The sequence below is a fragment of the Streptomyces sp. NPDC039480 genome, assembly GCF_055597165.1.
In genome coordinates this window covers 306,974-332,540 of record NZ_JBVITX010000007.1, presented here as the reverse complement: position 1 = coordinate 332,540, position 25,567 = coordinate 306,974, and the positions used below count along the sequence as shown (strand labels likewise).

At 72.4% G+C, this 25,567-nt stretch carries 24 protein-coding genes and 1 pseudogene; 14 read left to right on the top strand and 11 right to left on the bottom strand.

What is annotated here, in order from left to right; all coding sequences use genetic code 11:
• Positions 1–124: 124 nt before the first annotated feature.
• Positions 125–961: a hypothetical protein gene (locus tag ACZ56E_RS23480; RefSeq protein ID WP_471216973.1), complete on the bottom strand. Its 837-nt coding sequence runs from the start codon at positions 959–961 to the stop codon at positions 125–127.
• Positions 962–1,079: 118 nt separating this feature from the next.
• Here ACZ56E_RS23480 and ACZ56E_RS23475 point away from each other — a divergent pair, with 118 nt between their 5' ends.
• Together ACZ56E_RS23475 and ACZ56E_RS23470 are read left to right on the top strand one after the other, a co-directional pair.
• Positions 1,080–1,718, top strand: a complete 639-nt coding sequence (locus ACZ56E_RS23475; RefSeq protein WP_471216971.1) for a hypothetical protein — start codon at positions 1,080–1,082, stop codon at positions 1,716–1,718.
• Positions 1,719–1,779: 61 nt separating this feature from the next.
• Positions 1,780–2,154: pseudogene (locus tag ACZ56E_RS23470) on the top strand (VOC family protein); the annotation flags it as partial.
• Here ACZ56E_RS23470 and ACZ56E_RS23465 read toward each other — a convergent pair.
• A complete protein-coding gene (locus ACZ56E_RS23465; protein WP_471216969.1) occupies positions 2,153–3,781 on the bottom strand; it encodes a FadD3 family acyl-CoA ligase in 1,629 nt (542 codons plus the stop codon). The pseudogene ACZ56E_RS23470 and the gene ACZ56E_RS23465 overlap by 2 nt on opposite strands.
• 113 nt (positions 3,782–3,894) lie before the next feature.
• Here ACZ56E_RS23465 and ACZ56E_RS23460 point away from each other — a divergent pair, with 113 nt between their 5' ends.
• From ACZ56E_RS23460 to ACZ56E_RS23445, 4 genes are all read left to right on the top strand, one after another.
• Positions 3,895–5,046: a lipid-transfer protein gene (locus ACZ56E_RS23460; protein ID WP_471216967.1), complete on the top strand. Its 1,152-nt coding sequence runs from the start codon at positions 3,895–3,897 to the stop codon at positions 5,044–5,046.
• 90 nt (positions 5,047–5,136) lie between these two features.
• Entirely contained in the window at positions 5,137–5,586 is a 450-nt protein-coding gene (locus ACZ56E_RS23455; RefSeq protein WP_471216965.1) for a Zn-ribbon domain-containing OB-fold protein, read from the top strand.
• Positions 5,583–6,374 carry an enoyl-CoA hydratase/isomerase family protein gene (locus tag ACZ56E_RS23450; protein WP_471216963.1) on the top strand — a complete coding sequence of 264 codons (792 nt, stop codon included), beginning with the start codon at positions 5,583–5,585 and terminating at the stop codon, positions 6,372–6,374. The genes ACZ56E_RS23455 and ACZ56E_RS23450 overlap by 4 nt, the downstream gene beginning before the upstream one ends.
• Before the next feature lie 132 nt (positions 6,375–6,506).
• A complete protein-coding gene (locus ACZ56E_RS23445; RefSeq protein ID WP_471216962.1) occupies positions 6,507–7,184 on the top strand; it encodes a hypothetical protein in 678 nt (225 codons plus the stop codon).
• Here the strand turns inward: ACZ56E_RS23445 and afsK are convergent.
• Together afsK and ACZ56E_RS23435 are read right to left on the bottom strand one after the other, a co-directional pair.
• Entirely contained in the window at positions 7,181–9,574 is a 2,394-nt protein-coding gene (gene afsK / locus ACZ56E_RS23440; RefSeq protein WP_468610476.1) for a protein serine/threonine kinase AfsK, read from the bottom strand. The two genes, ACZ56E_RS23445 and afsK, sit on opposite strands and share 4 nt — an antisense overlap.
• Positions 9,575–9,801: 227 nt before the next feature.
• Positions 9,802–10,614, bottom strand: a complete 813-nt coding sequence (locus tag ACZ56E_RS23435) for a VOC family protein (protein ID WP_471216960.1) — start codon at positions 10,612–10,614, stop codon at positions 9,802–9,804.
• A gap of 179 nt (positions 10,615–10,793) precedes the next feature.
• On the opposite strand from ACZ56E_RS23435, the gene ACZ56E_RS23430 reads away from it, so the two are divergent.
• The gene (locus ACZ56E_RS23430; protein WP_398303174.1) at positions 10,794–11,441 is read left to right on the top strand and encodes a TetR/AcrR family transcriptional regulator; all 648 of its coding nucleotides are present in this window, start codon (positions 10,794–10,796) and stop codon (positions 11,439–11,441) included.
• A 66-nt stretch (positions 11,442–11,507) separates the two neighbouring features.
• Here the strand turns inward: ACZ56E_RS23430 and ACZ56E_RS23425 are convergent, their stop codons facing one another.
• Positions 11,508–12,035, bottom strand: a complete 528-nt coding sequence (locus ACZ56E_RS23425; protein WP_471216958.1) for a nitroreductase/quinone reductase family protein — start codon at positions 12,033–12,035, stop codon at positions 11,508–11,510.
• Positions 12,035–13,252: an acyl-CoA dehydrogenase family protein gene (locus ACZ56E_RS23420; protein ID WP_471216956.1), complete on the bottom strand. Its 1,218-nt coding sequence runs from the start codon at positions 13,250–13,252 to the stop codon at positions 12,035–12,037. The genes ACZ56E_RS23425 and ACZ56E_RS23420 overlap by 1 nt, the downstream gene beginning before the upstream one ends.
• A 151-nt stretch (positions 13,253–13,403) precedes the next feature.
• Here ACZ56E_RS23420 and ACZ56E_RS23415 point away from each other — a divergent pair, with 151 nt between their 5' ends.
• On the top strand, positions 13,404–14,591 hold the full coding sequence (locus ACZ56E_RS23415) for a thiolase C-terminal domain-containing protein (protein WP_471216954.1): 1,188 nt from the start codon (positions 13,404–13,406) through the stop codon (positions 14,589–14,591).
• Here ACZ56E_RS23415 and ACZ56E_RS23410 read toward each other — a convergent pair.
• Both ACZ56E_RS23410 and ACZ56E_RS23405 read right to left on the bottom strand, forming a co-directional pair.
• Positions 14,565–14,822 carry a DUF397 domain-containing protein gene (locus ACZ56E_RS23410; protein ID WP_471216952.1) on the bottom strand — a complete coding sequence of 86 codons (258 nt, stop codon included), beginning with the start codon at positions 14,820–14,822 and terminating at the stop codon, positions 14,565–14,567. The two genes, ACZ56E_RS23415 and ACZ56E_RS23410, sit on opposite strands and share 27 nt — an antisense overlap.
• Positions 14,819–15,658, bottom strand: a complete 840-nt coding sequence (locus tag ACZ56E_RS23405) for a helix-turn-helix domain-containing protein (protein ID WP_471216950.1) — start codon at positions 15,656–15,658, stop codon at positions 14,819–14,821. The genes ACZ56E_RS23410 and ACZ56E_RS23405 overlap by 4 nt, the downstream gene beginning before the upstream one ends.
• An 89-nt stretch (positions 15,659–15,747) precedes the next feature.
• On the opposite strand from ACZ56E_RS23405, the gene ACZ56E_RS23400 reads away from it, so the two are divergent.
• Together ACZ56E_RS23400 and ACZ56E_RS23395 are read left to right on the top strand one after the other, a co-directional pair.
• Entirely contained in the window at positions 15,748–16,155 is a 408-nt protein-coding gene (locus tag ACZ56E_RS23400; RefSeq protein ID WP_468610491.1) for a hypothetical protein, read from the top strand.
• Between the two features lie 57 nt (positions 16,156–16,212).
• Positions 16,213–16,893, top strand: coding sequence for a pyridoxine/pyridoxamine 5'-phosphate oxidase (locus tag ACZ56E_RS23395; RefSeq protein ID WP_471216948.1), 681 nt, complete (start codon positions 16,213–16,215; stop codon positions 16,891–16,893).
• A gap of 7 nt (positions 16,894–16,900) precedes the next feature.
• Here ACZ56E_RS23395 and ACZ56E_RS23390 read toward each other — a convergent pair whose 3' ends face one another.
• Positions 16,901–17,752: a GNAT family N-acetyltransferase gene (locus ACZ56E_RS23390; protein WP_471216947.1), complete on the bottom strand. Its 852-nt coding sequence runs from the start codon at positions 17,750–17,752 to the stop codon at positions 16,901–16,903.
• Positions 17,753–17,936: 184 nt separating this feature from the next.
• Positions 17,937–18,374 carry a Zn-ribbon domain-containing OB-fold protein gene (locus ACZ56E_RS23385; RefSeq protein WP_471216945.1) on the bottom strand — a complete coding sequence of 146 codons (438 nt, stop codon included), beginning with the start codon at positions 18,372–18,374 and terminating at the stop codon, positions 17,937–17,939.
• Positions 18,375–18,767: 393 nt separating this feature from the next.
• Here ACZ56E_RS23385 and ACZ56E_RS23380 point away from each other — a divergent pair, with 393 nt between their 5' ends.
• The 4 genes from ACZ56E_RS23380 (at position 18,768) to ACZ56E_RS23365 (ending at position 24,179) form a co-directional block, all read left to right on the top strand.
• Positions 18,768–19,925, top strand: a complete 1,158-nt coding sequence (locus ACZ56E_RS23380; RefSeq protein ID WP_471216943.1) for a flavin-containing monooxygenase — start codon at positions 18,768–18,770, stop codon at positions 19,923–19,925.
• A 263-nt stretch (positions 19,926–20,188) separates the two neighbouring features.
• Complete coding sequence (locus tag ACZ56E_RS23375; RefSeq protein ID WP_471216942.1) at positions 20,189–22,414, top strand: acetate--CoA ligase family protein; 2,226 nt, start codon at positions 20,189–20,191, stop codon at positions 22,412–22,414.
• 124 nt (positions 22,415–22,538) lie between these two features.
• Complete coding sequence (locus tag ACZ56E_RS23370; RefSeq protein ID WP_471216940.1) at positions 22,539–23,402, top strand: enoyl-CoA hydratase/isomerase family protein; 864 nt, start codon at positions 22,539–22,541, stop codon at positions 23,400–23,402.
• Between the two features lie 75 nt (positions 23,403–23,477).
• The gene (locus ACZ56E_RS23365; RefSeq protein WP_471216938.1) at positions 23,478–24,179 is read left to right on the top strand and encodes a flavin reductase family protein; all 702 of its coding nucleotides are present in this window, start codon (positions 23,478–23,480) and stop codon (positions 24,177–24,179) included.
• Positions 24,180–24,194: 15 nt separating this feature from the next.
• Here the strand turns inward: ACZ56E_RS23365 and ACZ56E_RS23360 are convergent, their stop codons facing one another.
• On the bottom strand, positions 24,195–25,511 hold the full coding sequence (locus ACZ56E_RS23360; RefSeq protein ID WP_471216936.1) for an MFS transporter: 1,317 nt from the start codon (positions 25,509–25,511) through the stop codon (positions 24,195–24,197).
• Positions 25,512–25,567 lie beyond the last annotated feature (56 nt).

Sequence of the window (25,567 nt, the reverse complement as noted above, 5' to 3'; positions counted from 1 at the left end):
GGGGTCCGGGGACTGGGAGGAGTGGCGGCCGCGCTGCCATGCTGCCGCGAACTCTCCTTACTTTGTGAGGCTAGGCCTGTCCGCGGCCGGACGGAAGGCGGGACGCGGCACCAGACGGGCTGCGTCAATCGACCCACTCCGCCAGGGACCTTTTCAGTGCCGCCACGAACGCGTCCCGCGTCTCCTCGTCCAGGAGGTCCAGGGAGAGGTAGGGGTTGAGGTCCTCCAGCTCGACCAGCAGCAGCTCCCCGGCACGGGTCCTGCACGCGTCGACCCGCTGGATGCCGTGGTCGACGGCGTTCCACTCGACGAAGCCGCGGGCGAAGGCCAGGTCGGCCTCGGTGGGGACGTAACGCTCCAGGTGCCAGCGCCTGGCGGGGTCGGGCGCGTGCAGTGCGTACTGGAAGGCGTCGTCCACGAAGTAGAACGAGACCTCGTACGTGAAGTCGACGCACGGCTGGATCAGGACGCCGGCCTCGGGCCGCAGCCTCGCGACCTCGTCCCGGCTCATGAACTCCAGGCCTATGGAGTCCGCGCCCGCCTTCGGCTTGACCACGTACGTGTCCGACTCCGGGAGGCGGTCGAGCTCCCCCGGGTCGTCAACCGTGGGGATCACGGGGTGGCCGCCCGCCGTCAGGTCGAGCAGATACTGCTTGCCGACCATGTCGGCCTTGCCGTTCAGCTGGTTGTAGACCCGCGCACCGCAACGCCCTGCACGTTCCTTGAAGTCCTCCCACTGCGCCTCGTAGTGGAGGACGGGCCCGCTGTTGCGGACCACGACGGTGTCGAAGGCCCCCGTCTCCATCAGGGCCGCCGCGTCCAGCGGATGGCACAGAGCCACGTCGAAGTCCTCCCGGAGGCGGGAGGTGAGATAGATGTCCTCGTCGCAGTAGCGGCGACCTTTCGCCTGATAGGCAAGGTCCGTGACAAAGAGGATGCGGAGCTGTCGTGCGGAGTGCATCAACCAATCCTGACAGAGCCACCCACCCGGCCCCGGCCCAGCCGCTCACCCGGTCCCGGCCCAGCCGCATACCCGGTCGAGGCCCAGTCGCCCACGCTGCCGTGGCACAGTCATGGGCATGGTCACCTCGACGTACCGAACCCCCACGTACCGAACCCGCCGAAGACGCCTCGGTGCCTGCGCGCTCCTCCTCGGCTCCGCCCTCGCCCTCACCGCCTGCGGCGACGAGCGGCCCGCCACGGACGCCGCGGCCCCCTCCGCCGGCACGCCAACGCCATCCCCGTCCCCCACGCCCTCGGAAGCCCCCGGCGCCTCCCCCTACGTAGAGCCCGGAGTCGTCGACGGCGCGCCCCACAACGGTGAGAACAACGCCTACCGCCGCCCCGGTGAGATGTCCGTGGACTCCGCGGAGGCCGCCCGCGTCGAGGCCGCCCGCGTCCGGCCCGTCCTGAAGCGGCTGTGGGAGGCGCGGAAGTGGGACCCGGACAGCGTGCGCACCGCGCTCACCGGCGAGCTCGGGTACGAGGTCCGGAAGACGACCGAGAAGGGCGAGTTGATCGGCGGGCAGCTCGACGTGCAGGCCATGAACTCGCGGTACGAGGAAGGGGACCACGTCACGCCCGAAGGTGCCGTGATCGGGCTCTATGTAGGCGACGACGCCTGCGTCACCGCCTTCGTCCAGAAGTCGGACTTCGAGGTCAGGACGAGCGGGCGCTTCATGGAGACCGGCTGTTTCGAGCCGCCGTCCGGGCACTGACCGCCCGCGCCGGGCTAATTTCCGTGGACAACTCCCGCCCCCACAGCGGAGAGTGCCGCCCATGACATCTCATGTGCGCCACCTCACGTTCGACTCCCACGACGCCTACCGCCAGGCCACCTTCTGGGCCGAGGTCCTCGGTGGCAAGGTTTCCGACGACGACTCCCCCGGTGACCCGGAGGCACTGGTCGAGTCGGCCGGGGCCACGCTGCTCTTCGTGACCGTGCCGGACACCAAGACCCTGAAGAACCGGCTGCACGTCGACCTCCAGCCGCAGGACCGGACCCGCGACGAGGAGGTCGAGCGGCTGCTCGCGCTCGGCGCGAAGCTCTACGAGGACCACCGGCGGCCCAGCGGCCGCGGCTGGGTCACCCTCACCGACCCGGAGGGCAACGAGTTCTGCGTGGAGTGCGGCGAGGCCGAGCGGGCCGCCCTCATCGCGGCCGGCGCCGAGTAGCAGCGGCAGTGCCGCCCCGCAGCTCCCCCTTGACCACCTTCCCGCTCGCGTTCCGCGGCAGTTCCGCCACGAACTCGACGGCTCTCGGCACCTTGTAGTTGGCCATCTCCCGGCGCGCCCACGCGATCAGGTCGTCCGCCGTCACGACGGCCCCCGGGCGCCGCACCACGTACGCCTTGCCGACCTCGCCGAGCCGCGGATCGGGCACGCCGATCACGGCGACGTCCGCCACCTCCGGGTGCACGCCGAGGAGTTGCTCTATCTCGGCGGGGTAGGCGTTGAAGCCGCCGACGATGAACATGTCCTTGATGCGGTCCGTGATGCGGAGGTTGCCCTCCTCGTCGAGGACGCCCACGTCGCCGGTCCGCAGCCAGCCGTCGGGCGTCAGGCACTGTTCGGTGCCGGCGGGGTCCTCGAAGTAGCCCCGCATGACGTGGTGGCCGCGCACCAGGATCTCGCCGGGCCGGCCGGGCGGCAGCGGTGCCCCGGCGGGGTTCACCACCCGCACCTCCGTGTCGGGGATGGCCCGGCCCGACGTCGCCGCGATGACGTCGGCCGGGTCGCCGCGGCGGCACATCGTGACGATGCCGCTCGCCTCCGAAAGCCCGTACGCGGTCAGGACGGTGGCGATGTGGAGCTCCGTGCGCAGCCGCTCCACCAGCCGCAGCGGCACCACCGCCGCGCCCGTCACGACGAGCCGCAGCGCGGACAGGTCGTGCTGGTCGCGCGAGGGGTGGTCGAGGAGCGACTGGTGCAGGGTGGGCGGGCCCGGCAGGACCGAGATGCGTTCGGCGGCGACGTTGGCGAGGACCGTGTCCACGTTGAAGACCGGCTGCGGGATCATCGTCGCGCCCCGCATCAGGCAGGCGATGATCCCGGCCTTGTAGCCGAAGGTGTGGAAGAACGGGTTCACGATCAGATAGCGGTCGCCCTCGCGCAGCCCGGCGAGGTCGCTCCACACGTCGTAGCAGCGCAGGGTCTGCGCGTGGGTGATGACGGCGCCCTTGGGGCGGCCCGTCGTGCCCGAGGTGAAGATGATGTCCGAGGGCGCGGCGCCGTCGACGGACGCCGCCCGGGTGCGGACCGTCTCGCCGGGCACCCGGTCGCCGCTCGCCAGGAAGTCCTTCCAGGTGCGGAAGTCCTCCGGGGCGTCGTCCGCGAGGACGACCACCTCCTTCAGGTGCGGCAGGCCGGGCAGCGGGCCGTCCCCGGGCCCGTCCGCCGCCGCGCGGCGCAGCGAGGCGACGTACGACGTGCCGAGGAACGTGCCCGTGACGAAGAGGAGCCGTGCGCGGCTGCGCGCCAGGACGTCCGCGGCCTCGGCGCCCTTGAAGCGGGTGTTGAGGGGGACGAGGACCGCGCCGGCCGAGACCGCGCCGAGCGCGGAGACGATCCAGTCGAGGGTGTTGGGCGCCCAGACGGCGACGCGGTCGCCCGGCTCGACGCCGTTGGCCATGCAGGCGGCCGCCGCGTGCTCCACGCGCTCGCCCAGTTCCGCGTACGAGACGCGGGTGCGGCCCTCGACGACCGCCTCCCGCGCGCCGTACCGTCCGGCGGCCGCCCGGACCAGTCCCGGGATGCTGCCCCACTCCAGGTCGCCGCGCATCGCAAGCCCCTCCCGCAGAGAACCCAGTAGCTGACTAACCGTCAGATTAGCTGTAGCCTGACGCGCTGTCAGCAGCCGTGACACGCCCGCGACAGGCGGAGGTTCCGTTGCCCATGGCTTCACTCAAGGACGCTACTGCGATCGTCGGGATCGGCCAGACCCCGTTCGCCAAGCAACTCCTCGACAGCGAGAAACAGTTGGCGTGCCGGGCGATCGTCGACGCGCTCGACGACGCCGGTATCGCCCCGTCCGAGGTAGACGCCTTCGCCTCGTACACGATGGAGGAGACCGACGAGGTCGAAGTCGCCAAGGCCATCGGCGCCGGCGACGTGACCTTCTTCAGCAAGGTCGGCTACGGCGGCGGCGGTTCCTGCGCCACGGTCGCCCACCTCGCATCGGCCATCGCCACCGGCCAGGCGAGCGTCGGCGTCGCCTGGCGCTCCCGCAAGCGCGGCAGCGGCCCGCGCCCCTGGAAGAACACCACAGTCCAACTCCCCACCCCCGCCCAGTGGACGCGCCCCTTCGGCCTCCTCCGCCCGGCCGACGAGATAGCGATGCTCGCGCGCCGCTACATGCACGAGTACGGCGCGACCCGCGACCACCTCTTCAACGTCGCCCTCGCCTGCCGCAACCGCGCCAACCAGAACCCGGCCGCGATGATGTACGAGCGCCCGCTGACCCGCGACATGTATATGACCTCGCGCTGGATCAGCGAGCCGCTCTGCCTCTTCGACAACTGCCTTGAGACGGACGGTGCGCTGGCCTGCGTCATCGTCTCCGCCGAGCGGGCGCGCGACTGCCGCCGCAAGCCGGTGTACGTCCACTCCGTCGCCCAGGGCCTGCCATCCCAGCACCACGGCATGGTCAACTACTGGAACGACGACCCGCTCTCCGGCCCGGCCTGGACGGCGGCCCGACACCTGTGGAAACAGGCCGACTTCGGACCGCAGGACGTCGACGTGGCGCAGATCTACGACGCGTTCACCCCGCTCATCCCGCTCTCCCTGGAGGGCTACGGCTTCTGCGGCCGCGGCGAGGGCGGCGCCTTCACGGAGGGCGGCGCGCTGGAGAGCGGCGGACGACTCCCCATCAACACGGGCGGCGGCGGCCTCAGCGAGGCGTACGTCCACGGCTTCAACCTCATCAACGAGGGCGTGAAGCAACTGCGGGGCACATCCACGGCCCAGGTCCCGAACGCGACGACGTGCCTGGTGACGGCAGGGGAAGGGGTCCCCACCTCAGCACTGCTACTGCGGTCCGCATAGTCCCTGACGGCCCCGCAGGGGCCGTTCAGGGGCGCGGGGAACTGCGCGAGCAACCAAAAAACAAACCCGCACCCGGCAAAGGGACAGCACATGGCAGACGCGACCCCCGACCCCCTCCTCACACCCACCACGGACGACGACGGCGCCCCCTTCTGGGCTTACGCCGCCCGAGGCGAACTCCGCATACAGTCCTGCACCGCCTGCGGTGAGCTCAGGTTCCCGCCCAGACCCTGCTGCCCCCACTGCCAGTCCTTCGAAAGCGACTGGCGCCGCATGAGCGGCCGCGCCCGCATCTGGTCGTACGTCTTCCCCCACCCGCCCCTCCTCCCCGCCTACGCCGCACACGCCCCCTACAACGCGATCATCGTCGAGCTGGCCGACGCCCCCCGCATCCGTCTCGTCGGCAACCTCGTCGCGGCTCCCGACGGCGAGCTGGACTCCGTCCCCCCGGACCGGCTGCGCATCGGCGCGAAGGTGCAGGTCGTCTTCGCGGACGTGGGCGGAACCGTCGTCCCGCGCTGGCTCCTGGAGCGCCCGTGACGTCCCCCGCCGCCCTGCGCACGGCGGTCGACGAGGACACCGGCGTGGCGGTCCTGACCCTGGACCGCCCCGAGCGCCACAACGCCATCGACGTACGGACGGCGGAGGAACTGGCCGCGACCTGGCGGCGGTTCCGGTACGACGACACGGTCCGTGCGGTCGTCGTGACGGGCGCGGGAGAAAAGGCCTTCTGCACCGGTATCGACCGGGACGCGGACGTGCCCCAGCCCAGCTCCCCGTACACGATCGACGACCCGCTGATCGCGATCGGCCCGAAGGCGAACGACCTGTGGAAACCGGTGATCGCCGCGGTCAACGGAATGGCGTGCGGCGGCGCCTTCTACCTCATCGGCGAGGCGGAGTTCGTCGTGGCCGACGAGCACGCCACGTTCTTCGACCCGCACACCACGTACGGCATGGTCAGCGCGTACGAGACGATCCACCTGGCGCAGCGCATGCCGTTCGGCGAGGTGGCGAGGATGGCGCTGATGGGCACGGCGGAAAGGATCTCCGCGCGGCGGGCGTACGAGACCGGCCTGGTCTCCGAGCTGACGCCACCCGGCACCTCATTGGCCGCGGCGGTCCGCGCCGCCGAGACCATCGCCTCCTACCCCACGGAGGCGGTGCAGGGCACCGTGCGGGCGGTCTGGTCGGCGAAGGAGGCGGCCCGCGCGCAGGCGCTGGCGCACGCACCCCACCTGATCGCCCTGGGGAACCTGCCGCCGGACCGCCAGGCGAAGCTGTTCGCGGAGCGGCCACGGCGGGGCGGCGACTTCCGTACGCGGTAGCGGGGAGGGCCCGAGGGTCTGAACGGCACGCGTCCCGTCACGTGGCGGGCGTCACGCACTCGGCGTAGCGTCGATCTTGAGAGACGCGTACGGATGCGCACAGCGAGTCGCACGCATGGAGGAGGCCCGTTCATGGTCCGCAACGTCCTCGGGTCGATCCTCGCTCTCGCCGGAGCGACGGCCGCCGTATGGAGCCCCTTCCGAGCCTGGTACGACGGCCGTCCCGGACGTGACTTCCGCATCGGTGAGCTGTTCTCCGGCGGGGTCACCGACGCGAAGGCCGAGCTCTTCGGCTCCCTCTTCCTGCCGGTCGCCTTCGCGGCACTGCTCACGCTGATCGGTCTCTTGCTGAGGTCGCGGCTCCTCGTGGCGCTGGCGGGCGTGGTCGTGCTCGGCTTCACGGTGCTGTGGATGGTCCGGCAGGGCCAGGCGGAGGGCAGTCTGGCCGTCGCGGGTGACGGCTCGGGCCTCGGCCTCGGCGTCCTGCTCGGCCTGGGCGGCGGTGTGGTGCTGCTGCTGGCGGCGGCACTCATGGCGGGGCGGCGCCGCAGACGCGGGCGCGGGCGTCGCAGAGCGACGGACCAGGACGCGGTCCCGGCCGCTCCGGCACCGGCACCGGCACCCACGGAGCCCTCCACCTACGGGGACCTGTACGGCGACCCCAACTACCCGGCGGACCCGTACCCCCCGCCGGACCCGTACCCGACAGAACCGATCCCGACTTACCCGCCGGACGCGCCCCCACCCCCCTGGCAGAACCCGCACAACCCGCCGGACCCGCACGACCCGCCGGACCGCCCCCACCGCTAAGTCCTCGGCGACGTCCCCGTCCCCCGCTCCGCGTCCAGCGCGTACACGCACCGGTCCTTGCTGCACGCGTAGACCACGCCGTCCCGCACCACGGGCGCGCCGGTGATCTCGCCGCCCGTGGCCAGCTTCCAGCGAAGGCGGCCGTCGTCCGCCTTCAGGGTGTAGAGCAGGTGGTCCGTGGAGCCGAAGTGGATGCGGCGGTCGGCGACGACGGGTGCGCCCACGACCTCGCCGCCCGCCTGGAAGCGCCACTTGGGCGTGCCGGTGACGGCGTCCAGGGTGTAGAGCCCCTTGCCGCTGCCCACGTGGACGTGGCCGTCCGCGACGAGCACGGGCTCGATGGAGGAGCGGGACTCCGTGGCGATGCGCCAGCGGTCGCGGCCGTCGGTCGCGTCGAGGGCGTACACCGTCCCGAGGTAGTCGGCGAGGTACACGCCGCCGCCCGTGACGGCGGGCCCCGGGGCGAAGGCGGGCGGGCAGAGGAAGGCGGCGGGCGCCTCGAAGTGCCAGCGGACGTGCCCGCTCGCCACGTCGATGGCGAGGACGCGGGTGCCCGCGGCCACGTACACGTACCCGTCCTGCCCCTGGGCGAGCCGCACCGGCACGCCGCCGCAGGAGGCCGCGTCGCCGACGGGGTACGACCAGCGTTCCTCACCGGTCCGTGCCTCCAGCGCCCGCAGCCTGGCGTCCTTCCACACGTACACGGTGCCGTCGAGGACGAGCGGCCCGGCCTCGGGCGTCTCGAAGTCGGTCTGCGCGCCGGTGATCTCCCAGAGCTTCTCGCCGTTGGCCGCCTCCCACGCCTGGACGCCGCCGCCGCGCGTGCCGGTGACGACCGTGCCGCGGTCGGCCTGGAGGGAGTACACCCAGGCGTCGGTCGGCAGCCGCCACAGGTCGGAGCCGTCGGCGCCGTCGAGGGCGTAGAGCGTGGGGCCGTCGGAGGCGTGTACGCGGCCGTCGGCGACCGCCATGGACCAGGCGACGTCCCGCGTCTTGAAGCTGCGGCGGCCCGTGGCGACGTCCAGCGCGTGGACTTCGAAGGACGTCACGTAGACGAGGTTCCCGGCGACGGCGGGCGTGCCCCAGACGTCGTTGGACATCCGGAAGCGCCACGGCCGCCACGTCGAGGAGGCGTCCGGCGCCGGGGCGGGCGCCGGTACCGCGGGCGCCGGTTCCGCGCCGTTGCCCGGGGCCCGGTGGCCCGCGGACCGTGACCAGGAGGCGGCGAGCGCAGCGGCGCCCGGCGCGACGGCCGGGCGGGCACCGGCCACCCGCGGTCCCGGACCGATCGGCACCTTCGCCCCGGCGAGCCGCACGGGCCCGGAGTCGGGGCTGCCGCCGAAGGGCGACCTGGCCGGCGGCGCGGGCGGCGGCTGCTGCGGGGGCGGCGGGGCCGTCACGGGCGCGGCGGGAGCGGCGGACATGGCGGGGGCGGCGGCCCGTCCCGCACTGCGCCCGGCGGAGGCGGGGACCCGGGCGGGCGGCCGACCGCCGCGGCGGGCCTCGATGAGCGCGACGGCGCGCTCCGGCAGCCACGCGGACGCCGTACCGCTGTCGTCGTTGTCGGCGCTCTCGGAGGCGAAGAGGTGCGGGGCGAGCTGTGCCTGGAGGTCGGCGGGGCTGGGCCGGAGCGCGGCCTCCATCTGCATGCAGGACTCGATGAGGGGCCGCAGGTCGCTCGGCAGCCCTTCGAGGTCCGGGCCTTCCCTGAGCAGCATGAAGACGGTCTCGACGGGGTTGGCGCCGTGGAAGGGGGCGTGGCCGGTGGCGGCGAAGACGAGGGTCGAGCCGAGCGAGAAGACGTCGCTGGCGCCGGTCACGCTGCGGGAGTCCTTGGCCTGCTCGGGCGACATGTAGGCGGGGGTGCCCACGGCGACGTTGGTCATGGTGAGCCGCGTGTTGGAGACGCCGGACGCGATGCCGAAGTCGATGACGCGCGGGCCGTCCTCGACGACGAGGACGTTCGACGGCTTGAGGTCACGGTGGACGAGGCCCGCGCCGTGGATGGACTCCAGGGCCTCGGCCACGCCCGCCGCCAGCCAGCGCACCGCCTGGGTGGGCAGCGGCCCGTGTTCGTTCACTATTTCTTCGAGGGAGGGCGCGGGGACGTACGCGGTGGCGAGCCAGGGCACGGCGGCCCGCGGATCGGCGTCCACCACGGCCGCCGTATAGAAACCGGACACGGCGCGGGCCGCCTCGACCTCGCGCGTGAAGCGGACACGGAACAGCTGGTCCTCGGCGAGCTCGGTCCGCACCGTCTTGATCGCCACGCGCCGTCCCGACGCGGAGCGCGCGAGATAGACCAGGCCCATGCCACCGGCGCCCAGCCTGCCGAGGACCTCGAACGGGCCGATCCGCCTCGGATCGTGCTGCGTCAGCTGATCCACCACTTGCCCTGCCACCTCCCCGTACGGGACCGCCGAAGAAGACAGCCCCGTGCAGCGTCTCACCACCCGAGCCGCTACGGCGGCACGCACCCTGATTCTTCCTGTCCGGGGCGGCGGTGGCGAACCCGGGGCGGGATCGGGGTGTCTCCGGACAAAATGCCGTGTGGCCTGGTCCGGCGAGCGGTTTCGAGCGGTTTCTCAGTCCTGTCTGACGTCTCTGACGTCCTGTCTCAGTCCTGGAGGACCGCGAAGGTGGCTCCTTGGTTGTCCGTGAAGACCGCGATCCGCCCGTACGGGGTGTCGTGCGGCGGTGCCTGGACGCGGCCGCCGAGGCGGGTCACCGCGGCGGCCGTCGCGTCGGCGTCGTCGACGTTGAAGTACACGAGGAAGTGGGCGGGCATCTCGTCGGGGATGCGCAGCCGGGCGGCCGGGTCCGTGGCGGCCGGGATCAGGCTGCGGCCGCCGATCGCCGTGTCGGGGCCGGGTGCGGCGCCCGCGGGCGACCAGGTGCGGAAGTCCTCGCCGTCGAGGTCGAGGTCGAAGCCGCCGTATCCGAAGACGCGCTCGTAGAACGGGTCGACCAGGTCCTTGTTCCGCGAGTACACCTCGGCCCAGCAGTACGACCCGGGCCGCTGCTGCTTGCCGAAGCCGTGGTGCGTGCCGGGCTGCCAGAGGCCGAAGACGGCGCCCTCGGGGTCGGCGACGAGCGCCATGGTCCCGGCGGGCCCGACCGGCCTGGGCTCGGTGATCACGGAGCCGCCCGCGTCCCTGACGCGTTCGGCCAGGGCGGCCGCGTCGGGGGTGGCCAGATACACCGTCCATACGGTGGGCATGCGGCCGTCGGCCTTGGGGGCGAGCGCGGCGACGGGCAGACCGTCGCTGTACGCCTGGGCATGGCGCCCGCGCTCCGGCCGGGCCCCCTGGCCCTCCGGCCCGGCTCCCTGGTCGAAAGTCCACCCGAAGAGCTCACCGTAGAACCGCTTGCCGCCCTCGACGTCGGGGAGCATCGCGTCGACCCAGCAGGGCACGCCCTCGTAGTCCATACCAGCCAAGCTAGCCGCCCGTCCCGGTCCCCGCAGCGCAAAGATTCGAACGTATGGCCAATTCCCACGGGAGCCCTCCGGCCGGGCGCCGAGGTGCGCCCCGCGCCGTGCTTCCGCGCCCCAACCCCATTTGCACTCGGCCGAATCGCGCTCCGATCACCCCTCGGTAAGCTGACGGCATGACAGGACAGGTACGTACCGTCGACGGCCGCGTGGCCGGCCGGCGCGGTCAGGCGACGCGTCAGAAGCTGCTCGACTGCCTCAGCGAGATGCTCAGCTCCTCGCCCTACCGGGACGTCAAAGTCATCGACGTCGCCCGGAAGGCGGGAACTTCACCCGCGACCTTCTACCAGTACTTCCCCGATGTCGAGGGCGCTGTCCTGGAGATCGCGGAGCAAATGGCCGCCGAGGGCGCCGAGTTGACCCAGCTGCTCGACGGGCGCTCCTGGGTCGGCAAGGCCGGCTGGCAGACCTCCCAGGACCTTGTCGAGGGCTTCCTCGACTTCTGGCGCAAGAACGACGCGATCCTCCGGGTCGTCGATCTGGGCGCCGCCGAGGGCGACAAGCGCTTCTACAAAATCAGGATGAAGATCCTCAACTCGGTCAACAACTCCCTTACGGACACCGTCAAGGAGCTCCAGGCCAAGGGCAAGGTCGACAAGGACGTCAGCCCGGCCGCCATGGCGGGCTCCCTGGTCGCGATGCTCGCGGCGGTCGCCTCCCACCAGCGGGGCTTCCAGACCTGGGGCGTCAAGCAGACCGAACTGAAGCCGAACCTGGCGATGTTGGTACATCTGGGCGTCACCGGTAAAAAGCCGACGAAGTAGCCCAAAGAGAGAGCGACGGGCCCCCGCCCCGAGCTCCCTGCCCGGTCCTGTCAGCCCGACGGCGGATCACCTCGGTGGTCCGCCGTTGTGGTCGGGACGGGCACCAGGCGCCGGGACCGGCACCAGACGGAACAGCCGTATCTCCCGCTCCACCCGGGCCTGGTACGCGGCATACGGCGGCCAGAACCGCAGCGCCGCCTCCCAAGCCGCCGCCCGCTCCTCCCCCGTGAGCAGCCGCGCCCGCACGGGCATGTCGGCGCCCCGCCAGTTCACCTCGGCATCGGGGTTGGCCAGCAGATTGGCGGTCCACGCGGGATGCCCGGGGCGCCCGAAGTTGGACCCGACCAGCACCCAGCTCTCGCCACCCTCCCCGCCCTCCTCCGGCATGCACGCCAGCGGCGTCCGCCGCTCGATGCCGCTTTTCGCGCCCCGCGCGGTCAGGATGAGCCCGGGCAGCATGCGCGCGCTGAGCAGCACCTTTCCCCCGGTCAGCCGGTGCACGGCCCGGTCCATGGCGGGCACGAAGTGCGGCGCGACCTTCGCGAAGGCCCGGGTGGCCGACACCTTCTGCACCAGCCGCAGCCCGGCCGGCATCAGACTGCCTCCTCGACTTCGGCGGGCTCGAACAGCCCGGCGCGGTCCGCCGCGCGGGCCCGCAGCCGGTGGACCGGGCCGAAGAGCAGTTCGTCGCTGGACGCCCGCTTGAAGTACAGGTGCGCCTCGTGCTCCCAGGTGAAGCCGATGCCGCCGTGCAGCTGCACCGCTTCGGACGCGGCGGTCCGCAGCGCGTCGAGCGCCTGCGCGAGGGCGAGCCCGCCGGCCCGTTCGGCGCCCTGCCCGCCGAACCCTGCGGCCTCCGCGCCCGCCGCCCACGCCGCGTAATAGGCGGCCGACCGCGCAGCCTGCACCTGCACGTACACGTCCGCGAGGCGGTGCTTCACCGCCTGGAAGGATCCGATCGCCCGCCCGAACTGCTCGCGCTGCTGTACGTATTCGACGGTACGTTCCAGGGCTCGATCCGCGGCGCCGACGGCCTCGGCGGCGATGACGGTGGCGGCGACGTCCCCGACCGCACCGAGCGCGGCAGGCACATCGGCCTCGTCGGCGCCCAGCAACTCGCCCTCCACGTCGCGGAGTTCCACGCACGCCTGAGTGCGGGTCTCGTCCAGCGCGGTCTGCCGGGTCCGCACCATGCCGGGCGCCCCCTCGCGCACGAGGAAGAGGAGCGTGCGGGACCGCGCGAAGCCCCCCGCGTGCGCGGCGACCACGAGCAGCCCCGCGCTGTGCCCGTCGATGACCTGCTCGGCCTGCCCGTACAGCCGCCACACCCCGTCGGCGAGCCTCGCCTGCACACCGCCCGCACGCCCGCCGCCCGCCCAGTCGCCCCGGTTGTCGCCGACGAGACCGAGCGCCGTGGCGAGCCCCGCGCCGGGGACGGCGAGGGCGGCGGTCAGCTCTCCGGCCGCGATGCGGGGAAGGGATTCGGCGCGCTGCTCGTCGGTGCCGAGCGCGAGGATCAGCGGGGCGGCGAGGACGGCGGTGGCGAACAGGGGTGTGGGCGCGAGGGCGCGCCCCAGCTCCTCGCAGCCGAGGGCGAGCTCGGCGGAGGTGCAGCCGACCCCTCCGTACGCCTCGGGAAGCGCGAGGCCGGGCAGCCCGAGCTGTTCGGCGAGGGCGGTCCACAGGCCGGTGTCGTGGCCGGCCGGGGTGCGCACCGCCGCCTTGACCTCGTCGGGACCGCACCGCTTGGTGATGACCTCGCGAAGGGTGCGGCGGATCTCGCCCTGTTCCGCGCTGAAGGCGGCGTCCATCGGCAGGCTCCTCCCCCGGGCGCGGGGCTACGGCGACCCGGCCCTAGAACTGACGGGCCGTCATGTTAGGGCGGGGGCGTCGATATGCACAGGGTGTGGGCGGCGAAGCAGAGCCCTTCCCCGTACGCGTATCTGATGTACCGTCAGATTCATGTCTGCTGCCACCCGTTCAGGCTCCGCATCCGGCCGCAAGGTCGCCGTCGTCGGTGTCGCCCTCTCGGACTGCGGCCGGGTCGACGAGGCGACGCCCTACGCCCTGCACGCCCAGGCCGCCCGCCGAGCGCTCGCCGACTCCGGCCTCGGCCGCGACGTCGTCGACGGCATCGCGTCGGCGGGCCTCGGCACGCTGGCCCCGGCGGAGGTCGCCGAGTACCTGGGCCTCAAGCCCCGCTGGCTCGACTCGACGTCCGTCGGCGGCGCCACCTGGGAAGTCATGGCCGCGCACGCGACGGACGCGATAGCGGCGGGGCGGGCCAACGCCGTGCTCCTCGTCTACGGCTCGACGGCCCGCGCCGACATCAAGGCCAAGCGGCGTACGTCCAACCTGTCGTTCGGCGCGCGGGGCCCGCTCCAGTTCGAGGTCCCGTACGGGCACACCCTGATCGCCAAGTACGCGATGGCCGCCCGCCGCCACATGCACGAGTACGGCACGACGCTGGAACAGCTCGCCTCGGTCGCCGTCCAGGCCCGGGCTAATGCATCCACCAACCCGGACGCGATGTTCCGCGACCCGATCACGGTCGACGAGGTGCTGGACGGCCCGATGATCGCCGACCCGTTCACCAAGCTGCACTGCTGCATCCGCTCCGACGGCGGCGCGGCGGTGCTGCTCGTGGCCGAGGAGTACGTACGGGACTGCGCGACCGCCCCGGTGTGGGTGCTCGGCGCGGGCGAACACGTCTCCCACACGACGATGTCCGAGTGGGACGACTTCACGGTCTCCCCGGCGGCGGTCAGCGGCCGCCTCGCCTTCGAACGGGCCGGGGTCACGCCGGACGAGATCGATGTGGCCGAGATCTACGACGCCTTCACGTACATGACCCTGGTGACGCTGGAAGACCTCGGCTTCTGCGCGAAGGGCGAGGGGGGTCCCTTCGTGGAGAAGGGCCGCCTGCTGCGGGGTGGCACGCTGCCGACCAACACGGACGGCGGCGGGCTCTCCGCCCAGCACCCGGGCATGCGGGGCCTGTTCCTGCTGGTGGAGGCGGTACGCCAGCTCCGGGGGCAGGCGGGCGACGGGCAGGTCCGCCGCCCCGACGGCGGCCTGCCGGAGCTGGCGGTGGCGTCGGGGACGGGCGGGTGGTTCTGCTCGTCAGGGACGCTGGTACTGGGGCGCTGACTTGAGGAACGCGGTCCACGCGGTGGGCGTGACCGTGAAGGTGGGCCCGCCCTCGTGTGCGGTCTTGGAGTCGCGGATGTGGATGGCGTGGGGGCAGGTGGCTACCTCTACGCACACGCCGCCTTCGTTACTGCTGTAGCTCGACTTGCGCCAGGTGTAGGCGGCTTCGACGCAATTGGTGCCTTCATTGCCGCTGTAGCTGCTCTTGAACCACGCCAGCTCGGCGTTCATAGCTGTCCCGCCATTCTCTCGATCAGTTCCGCGGATGCCCGGGGCGTAAGCGCCTGTGCCCGCAAGGCGCCGAAGCGGTCGATGAGTTGATTGACCTCTTGTGGCTTCGAGATCAATCTACCGCCGATCTGGCCGTCGTCGTAGGCGAAGTTACGGCCTTCGGCAGTGCTCAGCAGATAGGTTGCCCCTTGCAGCCCCGCATGCTCGCGCGTCTCCGTCGGCATGACCTGCACCCTCAGATGGTGCATTGCACGCACACACTCCAGCACGTGAAGCATCTGCTTCCGAAGCACCTCGCGGCCGCCGATCGGACGCTTGAGCACCGACTCCTCGATCACATACCCGATCATCGGCGGCGGCTTGCGAGTCAGCACCGCCTGCCGCTCCAGGCGACCTGTCACGTCCTTCTCGATCCGGTCCTCCGTGAGCTGCGGCACCCGCTCCTCGTACAGGGCGCGCATGTAGTCCTCTGTCTGCATCAGCCCCGGAAAGGCCATGGTCTCGTACGCGCTGATGCTTGCCGCCGTCTTCTCCTGCCGCACCCAGCCCACAAACGTGGGCGGGTACTTCTCCTCCTCCATCAGCGGGATGCACGACTTCAGCGCGCCCCGCGCGTCCAGCACCGTGTCCGCGTCCTCCAGGTAGCTGGACGTGGGGATGCGCTCTGCCCGCTCGTACGCCCCCGCGAGGGACTCCGAGACGAGCAGCCGACCGGCCACGTCCTTACGGGACATCCCTGACCGCTCCCGGAAGTTCCGCAGCAGGCCGCCCACGAGGCGCCGCGCCGGGGACGGGACGGCCGTCTCCGCCCGCTCGGTCGTCGTCTTCTCACTCATCACCACAACGCCACCGCCCTCTCCACGCCCTGTCGATGTGTCCCCTGCGCCTCTGGTAACGCTACGCAGTCACCCCGACCCTCGTAGTCATGACGAGCGAACTCACCCCCGATTGGGTACCCGCCCACGGCCACCAACTTCGCCTCACCGGGGTGCACTTTGACGCGATCCGGGTCAGGGGCGTGCGCGGCGAGGCCGTCCTGCACCACCTCGCCACGCTCACGGAGGGCGACCCCGGGCCCGTCATCCGCGAGGTGTCCGGTGGCCGCTGGAACTACTTCCTGCTCGCGCCGGGGACCAGCAAGAACTTCGACTGGCCGCCGGGCGCCACGTGTCTCGGGCCCGCCGCACGGGACCAGTACGTCGGCGTCCCGGCCGCGTACGGCAACACGTATCCGCTGAGCTGGCGGTGCGGGGCGCCCCGGGAGGGGGTGTTCGTGGACGGGGAGCTGCTGCACGGCGTCCTGATGGCCCAGCTCGTCGGAGAACCGGAGTGACGGGAGCGGCGGGGCGATAGGGGCGGGCCGGGAGGGGCGGGAGGTCACAATCGACGCATGACATCACCCGTTCCGCAGGAGACCTTCCGTACGCTGCTCCGGGCCCAGAAGGTCTGGGACGTAGAACTCCCCGCCTTCGACCCGGCGCGCGCCCCCGCCGCACCGCTGCCCCTCTTCCACACGTGGTTCGCGGAGGCGGTGGACGCCGGGCAGCCCGAGCCGCACACGATGCAGCTCGCGACGGTGGCGGAGGACGGCGGCCCCGACGTGCGGACCGTGATGCTGCACGACGCCGACGAGCTCGGCTGGCACTTCGCCTCGCACGCGAGCAGCACGAAGGGCCGCCAGCTCGCGGCCCTTCCCGAGGCCGCCCTGCACTTCTACTGGGCGGCGCAGGGCCGGCAGATCCGCGTCAGGGGCCGGGTCACCACGGCCCCGCACGCCGAGAGCACCGCCGACCTGCACGCCCGGTCGACCGGCGCGCTCGCGGCGGCGCTGGTGGGCCGGCAGAGCGAGATCCTGCCCTCCTCCGAGGAGTTGGCCCGGTCGTCCGAGGCCGCCTGGGAGCGCGCGCGGGCGGAGCCGGACGCGGACGCCCCGACGTGGACGCTGTACGTCCTGGACCCGCTGGAGGTGGAGTACTTCCAGGGGGACGCGAGGCGCCGCCACGTACGGCTGCGCTACCGGCGGCAGGCGGAGGGCGACAACGGCTGGACCAGGGAGCTCCTCTGGCCGTGACGGTCGGTCAGCGGGCGAAGTCGTACTGCGCGAAGTCGCCCACCGGCCGGTACCCGATGCGCTGGTAGAGGCCGTTGCTCGTCGGGTTGGCCAGGTCCGTGAAGAGCAGGACCTCCGCCGCGCCCGCGTCGAGGGCGGCGCGGGTGACGGCGACGGTGGCGGCGCCTCCGTAGCCCCGGCCGCGCAGGTCGGCGGGGGTGTAGACCGGGGCGACGCGGACCTGGCCCGCGATGAGGCGGGTGGCACCGGCCATCGCGAGGGGGGTGCCGTCGGGGGTCTCCCAGAGGGTGACGCCGCCGTACGCGATACGGGTGTCCGCCCAGTCACCGGCGTTCATCGAGGTCGACTCCCCGACGGCCTCGCCGAACTCCCTGCACCAGCGCACAAGCAGCTCCCGGTCCGCCTCTCCGGCGACGCGGGCGCGGCCGGCCGGGGCGGGCTCGGGCGGCGTGAGCTCACCGAGCCGGTACAGGCGCTGGCTGGTGTCGAGGGTCGCCTTGGCGCCGGTGTGCTTCTCCCAGGCGTGGGCGAAGGCTTCGGCGGTGGCCTGGTCGGCGCCGACTCCGGGCAGGTCCGGGCTGACGTCGGCGAGCTGCCGGGCGAGCGCGTCGACGGCCTCGGCGCCGAGCGGGGCGATCGGGCTGACGGACACGCGATGCGGCGGGGTCCGCACGAAGGCACCGAGGACGGCACCGGAGGCGCCGGTGTACGTACCGAAGAGGGGCGCGCCCTCCCCGTAAGCCTGAAGTCCCCGCGCGCGGAGCGTGTCGGTGACGGTGAGCAGGACGGTGTGCAGGGCCGGCTCGGACCGCAGATACGCCTCGCTCCGGGTCAGGAACCCGTCGAGATCGGTGGTCAATTGCCAGCCGGGGGTGGGAGATGGGGGCGCGGAGGGCGCAGGGGTCACAGAGGGCGCGGAATCGGCCGGGGTTTCTGGAGACATGGCCCATGTTCCCTCGGGGGCCGGGCCGACTGCCTCCCCTTTTTCACCTCCGCGTTCGGCCTCCGCGTTCGGCCTCCGCTCCTGGGAGGCGGGGTGCGGCTCACCCTTCGACGCGCCCCGGCCGGAACACCGCCACCGCCACCCCCTCCGCCGCCTCCCGGAAGGTCACCTCCACCGCCATACCGACCCGCAACACCGCCCCCTCCTCGCACTCGACGATCTCCGTCATCATGCGGGGCCCTTCCGCGAGGTCGACGACGGCGGCGACGTACGGGACGCGGCTGCCGAACGGCGGCAGGTCGTTCCGGTGCACGACGGACCAGGTATAGAGCGTGCCCCGCCCGCTCGCCCGCTCCCAGGTGACGTCCTCGCTCCAGCAGCGCGGACAGAACTCCCGCGGATAGTGATGCGCCGCTCCGCACGCCCCGCAGCGGCGTATCAACAACCGCCCCTCGGCGGCCGCGTCCCAGTAGGTCCGGGTGAAGGCATCGACCTCGGGAAGGTCGAAACGGGGCTCGGCACGCTGGTCCGTACTCACGTGGGACTCCGATCAGGAGAGAGGGTCGGCTACGGGTCGGGCGGGGCTGGTGCCAGCGCCTTGGGTCCGTCTGTGGGTGCGGGGCCGCGGGGGTATGTACGTACTCGCCATCACTGTGCGCCACGCCTCAAGAACAAAGACGCCACAGTGCGCTCAGTGCTCCGTGCGCACATACCCCCACGTCCCCTCGCGTCTCGCTGGCGGCGGACGGCCGGTGGGGCCTGCCGCGAGCCCGGGTCACTTCTGACGCTACGTCAGTTCAGCGTGCGGAGCGGCGGCAGCGCAAGAGACGCGCATCCTGCATCCCGCACCCCGCATCCCCCGTGATCTATTCGCAACCGGTTTCGGACTTGACCGTCACCCATCAAGTAATCGCGCGGTTACTCTCCAGTCATGGCCGACTCGATGCCTCCGCTTACGCTCACGCAGGATCGTCCCGTGTACGTCATCGGCGGCGGACCCGGCGGGCTCGCCGTCGCGGCAGCCCTGCGCGCACGCGGCGTCCGCGCCATCGTCCTGGAGAAGTCCGACCGCGTCGGCGCCTCCTGGCGCGGTCACTACGACCGGCTCCACCTGCACACGACGCGCCGCCTCTCCAGCCTGCCCGGACTGCCCATGCCCCGTTCGTTCGGCCGCTGGGTGGCGCGGGACGACGTCGTCCGCTACCTGGAGAAGTACGCCGAACACCACCGGCTCGACGTCGTCACCGGGGTCGAGGTGACCCGCCTGGAACGCACCGCCGACGGCACGGGGTGGCTGCTGCACGCCACCGGCGGCCGCGAACTCACCGGCAGCGCGGTGGTGGTCGCCACCGGCTACAACCACACCCCGCACCTCCCGGACTGGCCCGGCCGCGACACCTACACCGGCGAACTCCTGCACGCCGCCCGCTACCGCAACCCCCTCCCCTACGCCGGCAAGGACGTCCTCGTCGTCGGCGTCGGCAACACGGGCGCCGAGATCGCCGTCGACCTCGTCGAGGGCGGCGCCGCCCGGGTCCGCCTCGCAGTGCGCACCGCCCCGCACATCGTGCGCCGCTCCACGGCGGGCTGGCCCTCCCAACGCACCGCGATCCTGTGCCGCAGGCTCCCCGTCGCCCTGGTCGACCGCCTCGCGCGGCCGATCACCAGGCTCGCCGTCCCCGACCTCACCTCGCGAGGACTGCCACGCCCCGACACCGGCCTGTACTCACGGGTGAAGCAGGGCTCGATCCCGGTGCAAGACGTCGGCCTGATCGACGCCGTACGCAAGGGCCGGGTGGAGCCGGGCGCCGCGCTGGAGTCCTTCGAGGACGACAAGGTCGTCCTCGCCGACGGCACGAGGATCGCCCCCGACACCGTCATCGCAGCCACCGGCTACCACCGCGCCCTCGAACCCCTGGTCGGCCACCTCAACATCCTCACCCCGACCGGCCGCCCAACCCCCCACACCCCGCCCCAGGCCCCCGCCCTGTACTTCACCGGCTTCACCAACCCCATCAGCGGCACCCTCCGCGAACTCTCCCGAGACGCCAAGAAAATCGCCAAGGCAATAGCCCGACTCCCCAGGTAGTTCCGGCGGGCCGGGAAAGGCCGCCCGGAGGGCGCCTTTCAGGGGCGCGGGGAACTGCGCGGCCAGCCACAACGAACCCGCGGCCGATTCACGACCTTGGCACCACCCAGATCCTGCGCTTCCGTAGACAGGTCGGACGAGGGCGCCCCACCCACCCCGCCCCACCGAGAGGCTTTACGTGCAGCACCGTTCCTGACGAAGCGTCAGTTAAGTAACCTGACTAGGCGTCAGATACGTGCTGTCACACAGGAGCGGGCGGACCGATGCTTGGATCGACTCACGGCACCTTCACCACCGACCCCCGCCGCGCACACGTCGTGGCCTGCGGCGAACTCCCTCCCGGCGCCGTCCACGGCCGGGCCGTCACGGCGGACGACCTGGACGTCGGCGGACGCCCGCTGTACTCCGGCGTACCCGACCTGGACCGCTTCTTCCGCCCGAACTCCGTCGCCGTCATCGGCGCCTCGGACGCCGAGGGCCGGCCCAACACCGGCATCACCCGCCAGCTCATCGCCTGGGCCGAGCGGGTCGGCGCGCGCCTGCACCCCATGCACCCCACGCGTCAGTCGGTTTTCGGCATCCCCTGCTTCCCTTCCGTCGCGGACCTGCCGGAACAGGTCGACCTCGCCGTCCTGCTGGTCGGCGACCCGCTGCCCGTCATCGAGCGGCTCGCCGAGGAGAAGGTGCGGTTCGCCGTCGCCTTCGCCTCCGGGTTCGCCGAGACCGGCGAGGAGGGAGCGGCCGCCCAGGCCCGCCTCGCCGCCGCCGTCCAGCGCTCGGGCCTCAGGCTGCTCGGCCCGAACACCAACCTCAACGCCTTCGAGCACTTCCGTGAGGATCTAGAAGGCCCTGCCGTCGCCCTCATCACCCAGTCCGGCCACCAGGGCCGCCCCGTCTTCGCCATGCAGGAGCTCGGCGTCCGCCTCTCCCACTGGGCGCCCACCGGCAACGAAGCCGACCTGGAGACCTCCGACTTCATCTCCTACTTCGCCGAACGGCCCGAGGTCGGCGCCATCGCCTGCTACGTCGAGGGCCTCAAGGACGGCCGCGCCTTCCTGCTCGCCGCCGACCGGGCGGCCCGGCGCGGCGTGCCCGTCGTCGCCGTGAAGGTCGGCCGCACCGAGACCGGCGCCCGCACGGCCGCCTCACACACCGGCAAACTGACCGGCGCCGACGCGGTGGTGGACGCGGCGATGCGGCAGTTCGGCGTGATCCGCGTCGATGGACTCGACGAGCTGCAGGACACCGCCGCCCTGTTGGCGCGGGCCCGCACGCCGCTGGCCGACGGGGTCGCCGTCTATTCGATCTCGGGCGGCACGGGCGCGCACTTCTCGGACCTGGCGACGGAGGCCGGCCTCTCCCTGCCCACCCTCTCCGCCGCCAAGCAGGCGGAGCTGCACCAGTGGATACCCGACTACCTGAACGTCGCCAACCCCATCGACAACGGCGGGCACCCCGTCGGCGACTGGCGCGGACGGAAGATCATCGACGCGATCCTCGACGACCCGCAGGTGGGGGTGCTGATCTGCCCGATCACCGGCCCCTTCCCGCCGATGAGCGACAAGCTCGCGCAGGACCTGGTGGACGCGGCGGAGCAGACGGACAAGCTGGTGTGCGTGGTGTGGGGCTCGCCCGTCGGCACCGAGGACGCGTATCGCAAGACGCTCCTCGGCTCCTCGCGCGTCGCCACCTTCCGCACCTTCGCCAACTGCATCACGGCGGTGCGCGCGCATCTGGACCACCACCGCTTCACCACCGGCTACCGCTCCCCCTTCGACGAGGCGCCACGCACGCCGTCCCCCTCCTTCCGCAAGGCGCAGGCCCTGATGCGGCCCGGCCAGCAGCTCAGCGAGCACGCGGCGAAGCAGCTGCTGCGCGCGTACGGCATCAGGGTGCCGCGGGAGCAGTTGGTGACCAGTGCGGCGGCGGCCGTCCGGGCGGCTGGGCTCGTCGGCTACCCGGTCGTCATGAAGGCGTCGGGGCCGCAGCTCGCGCACAAGACCGAGCTGGGCTTGGTCAAGATCGGGCTGACCTCGGCGAGTCAGGTGCGGGACGCCTATCGGGAGCTGACGGACATCGCCCGCTACGAGGACGTCCCGCTGGACGGCATCCTCGTCTGCCAGATGGTCGAGCCGGGCGTCGAGATGGTCGTCGGCGTCACGCACGACTCGCTCTTCGGGCCGACGGTGACGGTCGGGCTCGGCGGCGTACTCGTCGAGGTGCTGCGGGACGCGGCCGTGCGGGTGCCGCCCTTCGGTGAGGACCAGGCGAAGGCGATGCTGTCCGAGCTGCGCGGGCGCGCGCTCCTCGACGGGGTCAGGGGGGCGGCTCCCGCCGACGTCGACGCGCTCGTGGAAGTCGTCCTGCGGGTGCAGCGCATGGCGCTCGAACTCGGCGACGACATCGCTGAGCTGGACATCAATCCCCTGATGGTGCTGCCGCGCGGGCAAGGAGCCGTCGCCCTCGACGCGCTCGCCGTCTGCCGATAGGCCGCCCCCGCCCCGCCCCAGGAGCCGCCCGCACACCGCCCGCGCCCACGCCGAAGCCCACGCCGACGTCAACGCCCGTGCCCGTGCCCGCACCCGTCCCCGTACACAACGGAGCCACTCCCCCATGACAGCCTCCCCCGGACCCGTCGAACCCGTCGAACCCCTCAACTCATTGATACGGCACACCACTGACAACGCCGTCTCGTGGATCACGCTGAACCGGCCCGAGGCCCTGAACGCCCTCACCCCGGACCAGCGCGAACGCGTCATCGGCCTGCTCGACGAGGCCTCCGGAGACCCCGCCGTACGGGCCGTCGTGATCACCGCGACCGGCAAGGGCTTCTGCGCGGGCGCCGACCTGCGCGGGGCGAGCGGGGCGAACACGGCGAGCGGAGCCTCCGGGGCGTCCGGCTCGGGCGAGCGCGTGCCCGGTGACGTCGCCCGCACCATCCGGCAGGGCGCGCAGCGGCTCGTCGCCGCGGTCCTCGACTGCGAGAAGCCGGTGATCGCCGCGGTGAACGGCACCGCGGCTGGTATCGGCGCCCATCTGGCGTTCGCCTGCGATCTGGTCATCGCCGCCGAACCGGCGAAGTTCATCGAGGTGTTCGTGCGCCGCGGCCTCGTGCCGGACGGCGGCGGCGCCTATCTGCTGCCCCGGCTGATCGGGCCGCAGCGCGCGAAGGAGCTGATGTTCTTCGGGGACTCCGTGTCCGCCGCCGACGCCGAACGGCTCGGGCTCGTCAACCGCGTCGTACCGGCCGACGAGCTGGAGAAGACGGCACGGGAGTGGGCGCAGCGGCTCGCGGCCGGGCCGACCCGCGCCCTCGCCATGACCAAGCAACTGGTCAACGCCTCCCTGGAGTCGGACCGCGCGACGGCCTTCGCGGCGGAGGCGGCGGCCCAGGAGATCAACATGACCACGGCGGACGCGAACGAGGGCGTGGCCGGCTTCGTCGAGCGCCGCACCCCGTCGTACCGGGGCCGCTGACCCCCGCCCCGTCGCCGTACCACCGGAGAACCGCGAGACGCCTGCCCCTTCACATCTGACACCCCGTCAGCTTCAATGGGCGATGTGATGGGACACGCAGAGATGGCGGCCACCGCTGTTCGATACCTCAGGTCGGTCGGGGCCCACAGCACCACGGCCCCCGTCGAGGCGCTACCCCGCCCTCAGCTGCGCGCGGTCGGCGACGACGAGCGGGCACCCCTCGACCGCGGCGAATTCCGGCGCGTGCTCGGGAACTTCGCGACGGGCGTCACCGTGATCACGGCCCCCGCCCCGGTCTCCCCGGTCTCCGCGGGCTCCCCGGGCTTCCCGGGCTCTCCGGGGGCGGACACCGGAGTCGGCGGCGAGGACCCCGGCCGCCGCCCCGCCGGCTTCGCCTGCCAGTCCTTCGCCTCGCTCTCCCTCGACCCGCCCCTGGTCTCCTTCTCGGTGGCGCGTACGTCGACGACATGGCCGCACATCGCGCGCGCGGGCGTCTTCTGCGTCAACATCCTCGGCGCCGACCAGGGCGAGCTGTGCCGCGCCTTCGCGGTGAGCGGCGCCGACAAGTTCGCCGGGGTGGAGTACGACGCGGCGCCGGTGTCCGGCTCCCCGCGCCTGGCCGGGGCGCCGGCCTGGGTCGACTGCACGGTCCAGGCCGTGCACACCGGCGGCGACCACCTCATCGTGGTGGGCCGGGTGGACGCCCTCGGCGCGACCGAGGACAACGCCGACCCGCTCCTGTTCCACCGGGGCACGTTCGGCCGCTTCACCCGCTGACGCGTCCGGGGCCGCTCAGGCGGCCACCGGCAGGGGCTCCGCGTCGCGCCGCCGGATCACCAGCGCCATCAGCGCCGCCGCCGCGCACAGCGCCCCGGAGGCGTACCAGACCACGTCGTACGAGCCGAAGGCGTCCCGCGCCACACCCCCGAGGAACGCGACCAGGGCCGCGCCCACCTGGTGCGAGGCCAGGACCCAGCCGAAGACGATCGCGCTGTCGTCGCCGTACTGCTCGCGGCAGAGGGCGAGGGTCGGCGGGACGGTGGCGACCCAGTCCAGGCCGTAGAAGACGATGAAGAAGATCATCGGCGGGTGGACCGTCGGCGCGAGCAGGATGGGCAGGAAGAGGAGCGAGACGCCGCGCAGCGCGTAGTAGACGGCGAGCAGCCGGCGCGCGTCGAAGCGGTCCGTGAACCAGCCCGACGCGACGGTCCCGATGATGTCGAAGACGCCGATGACCGCGAGCAGCGACGCGGCGGCCGTGACGGGCATGTGGTGGTCGTGCGCGGCGGGCACGAAGTGGGTCTGGATGAGCCCGTTCGTCGAGGCGCCGCAGATCGCGAAGGTGCCGGCGAGCAGCCAGAAGGGGCCCGTGCGGGCGGCCTTGAAGAGGACCGTGACGGCCCGGCGCGCCGCTCCGGGGACGGGCGCGGGCTTGGCGACGAACTCCTTCGAGCCGTAGGGCTTGAGGCCGACGTCGGCCGGGTGGTCCCGGAGGAGCAGCCAGACGAAGGGGACGACCACCAGGGCGGCGAGGGCGACCGTCACGGCGGCGGGGCGCCACTTGTACGTCTCGACGATCCAGGAGAGGAGCGGCAGGAAGATCAGCTGCCCGGACGCGGAGGCGGCGGTGAGGATGCCGGTGACCAGACCGCGCCGTTCGGTGAACCACCGGTTGGTGACGGTGGCGGCGAAGGCAAGCGCCATCGAGCCCGAGCCGAGCCCGACGAGCAGACCCCAGCAGAGCAGCAGCTGCCACGCGGAGTCCATCCACACGGTGAGGCCGGAGCCGCACGCGATCACGATCAGGGCGACCGCGACGACCCTGCGGATGCCGTAGCGGTCCATGAGCGCGGCGGCGAACGGCGCGGTGAGGCCGTACAGCGCGAGGTTGAGGGAGACGGCGAGCCCGACCGTGCCGCGCGACCAGCCGAACTCGTCGTTCAGCGGGTCGAAGAGAAGGCTGGGCAGCGAGCGGAAGGCGGCGGCGCCGATGATCGTCACGAAGGTGACGGCGGCGACGAACCACGCGCGGTGGATACGAGGGGTACGGCGCCGGGGCGTGCTGCCCGGCGGGGTGCTCCGCGCGGACGTCTCGGTTGTCTGGGTCACGTCATTCAGGATCCGGAAACGGTACGTCCCGAACGAGTGGCCCGAGGGACAGCATT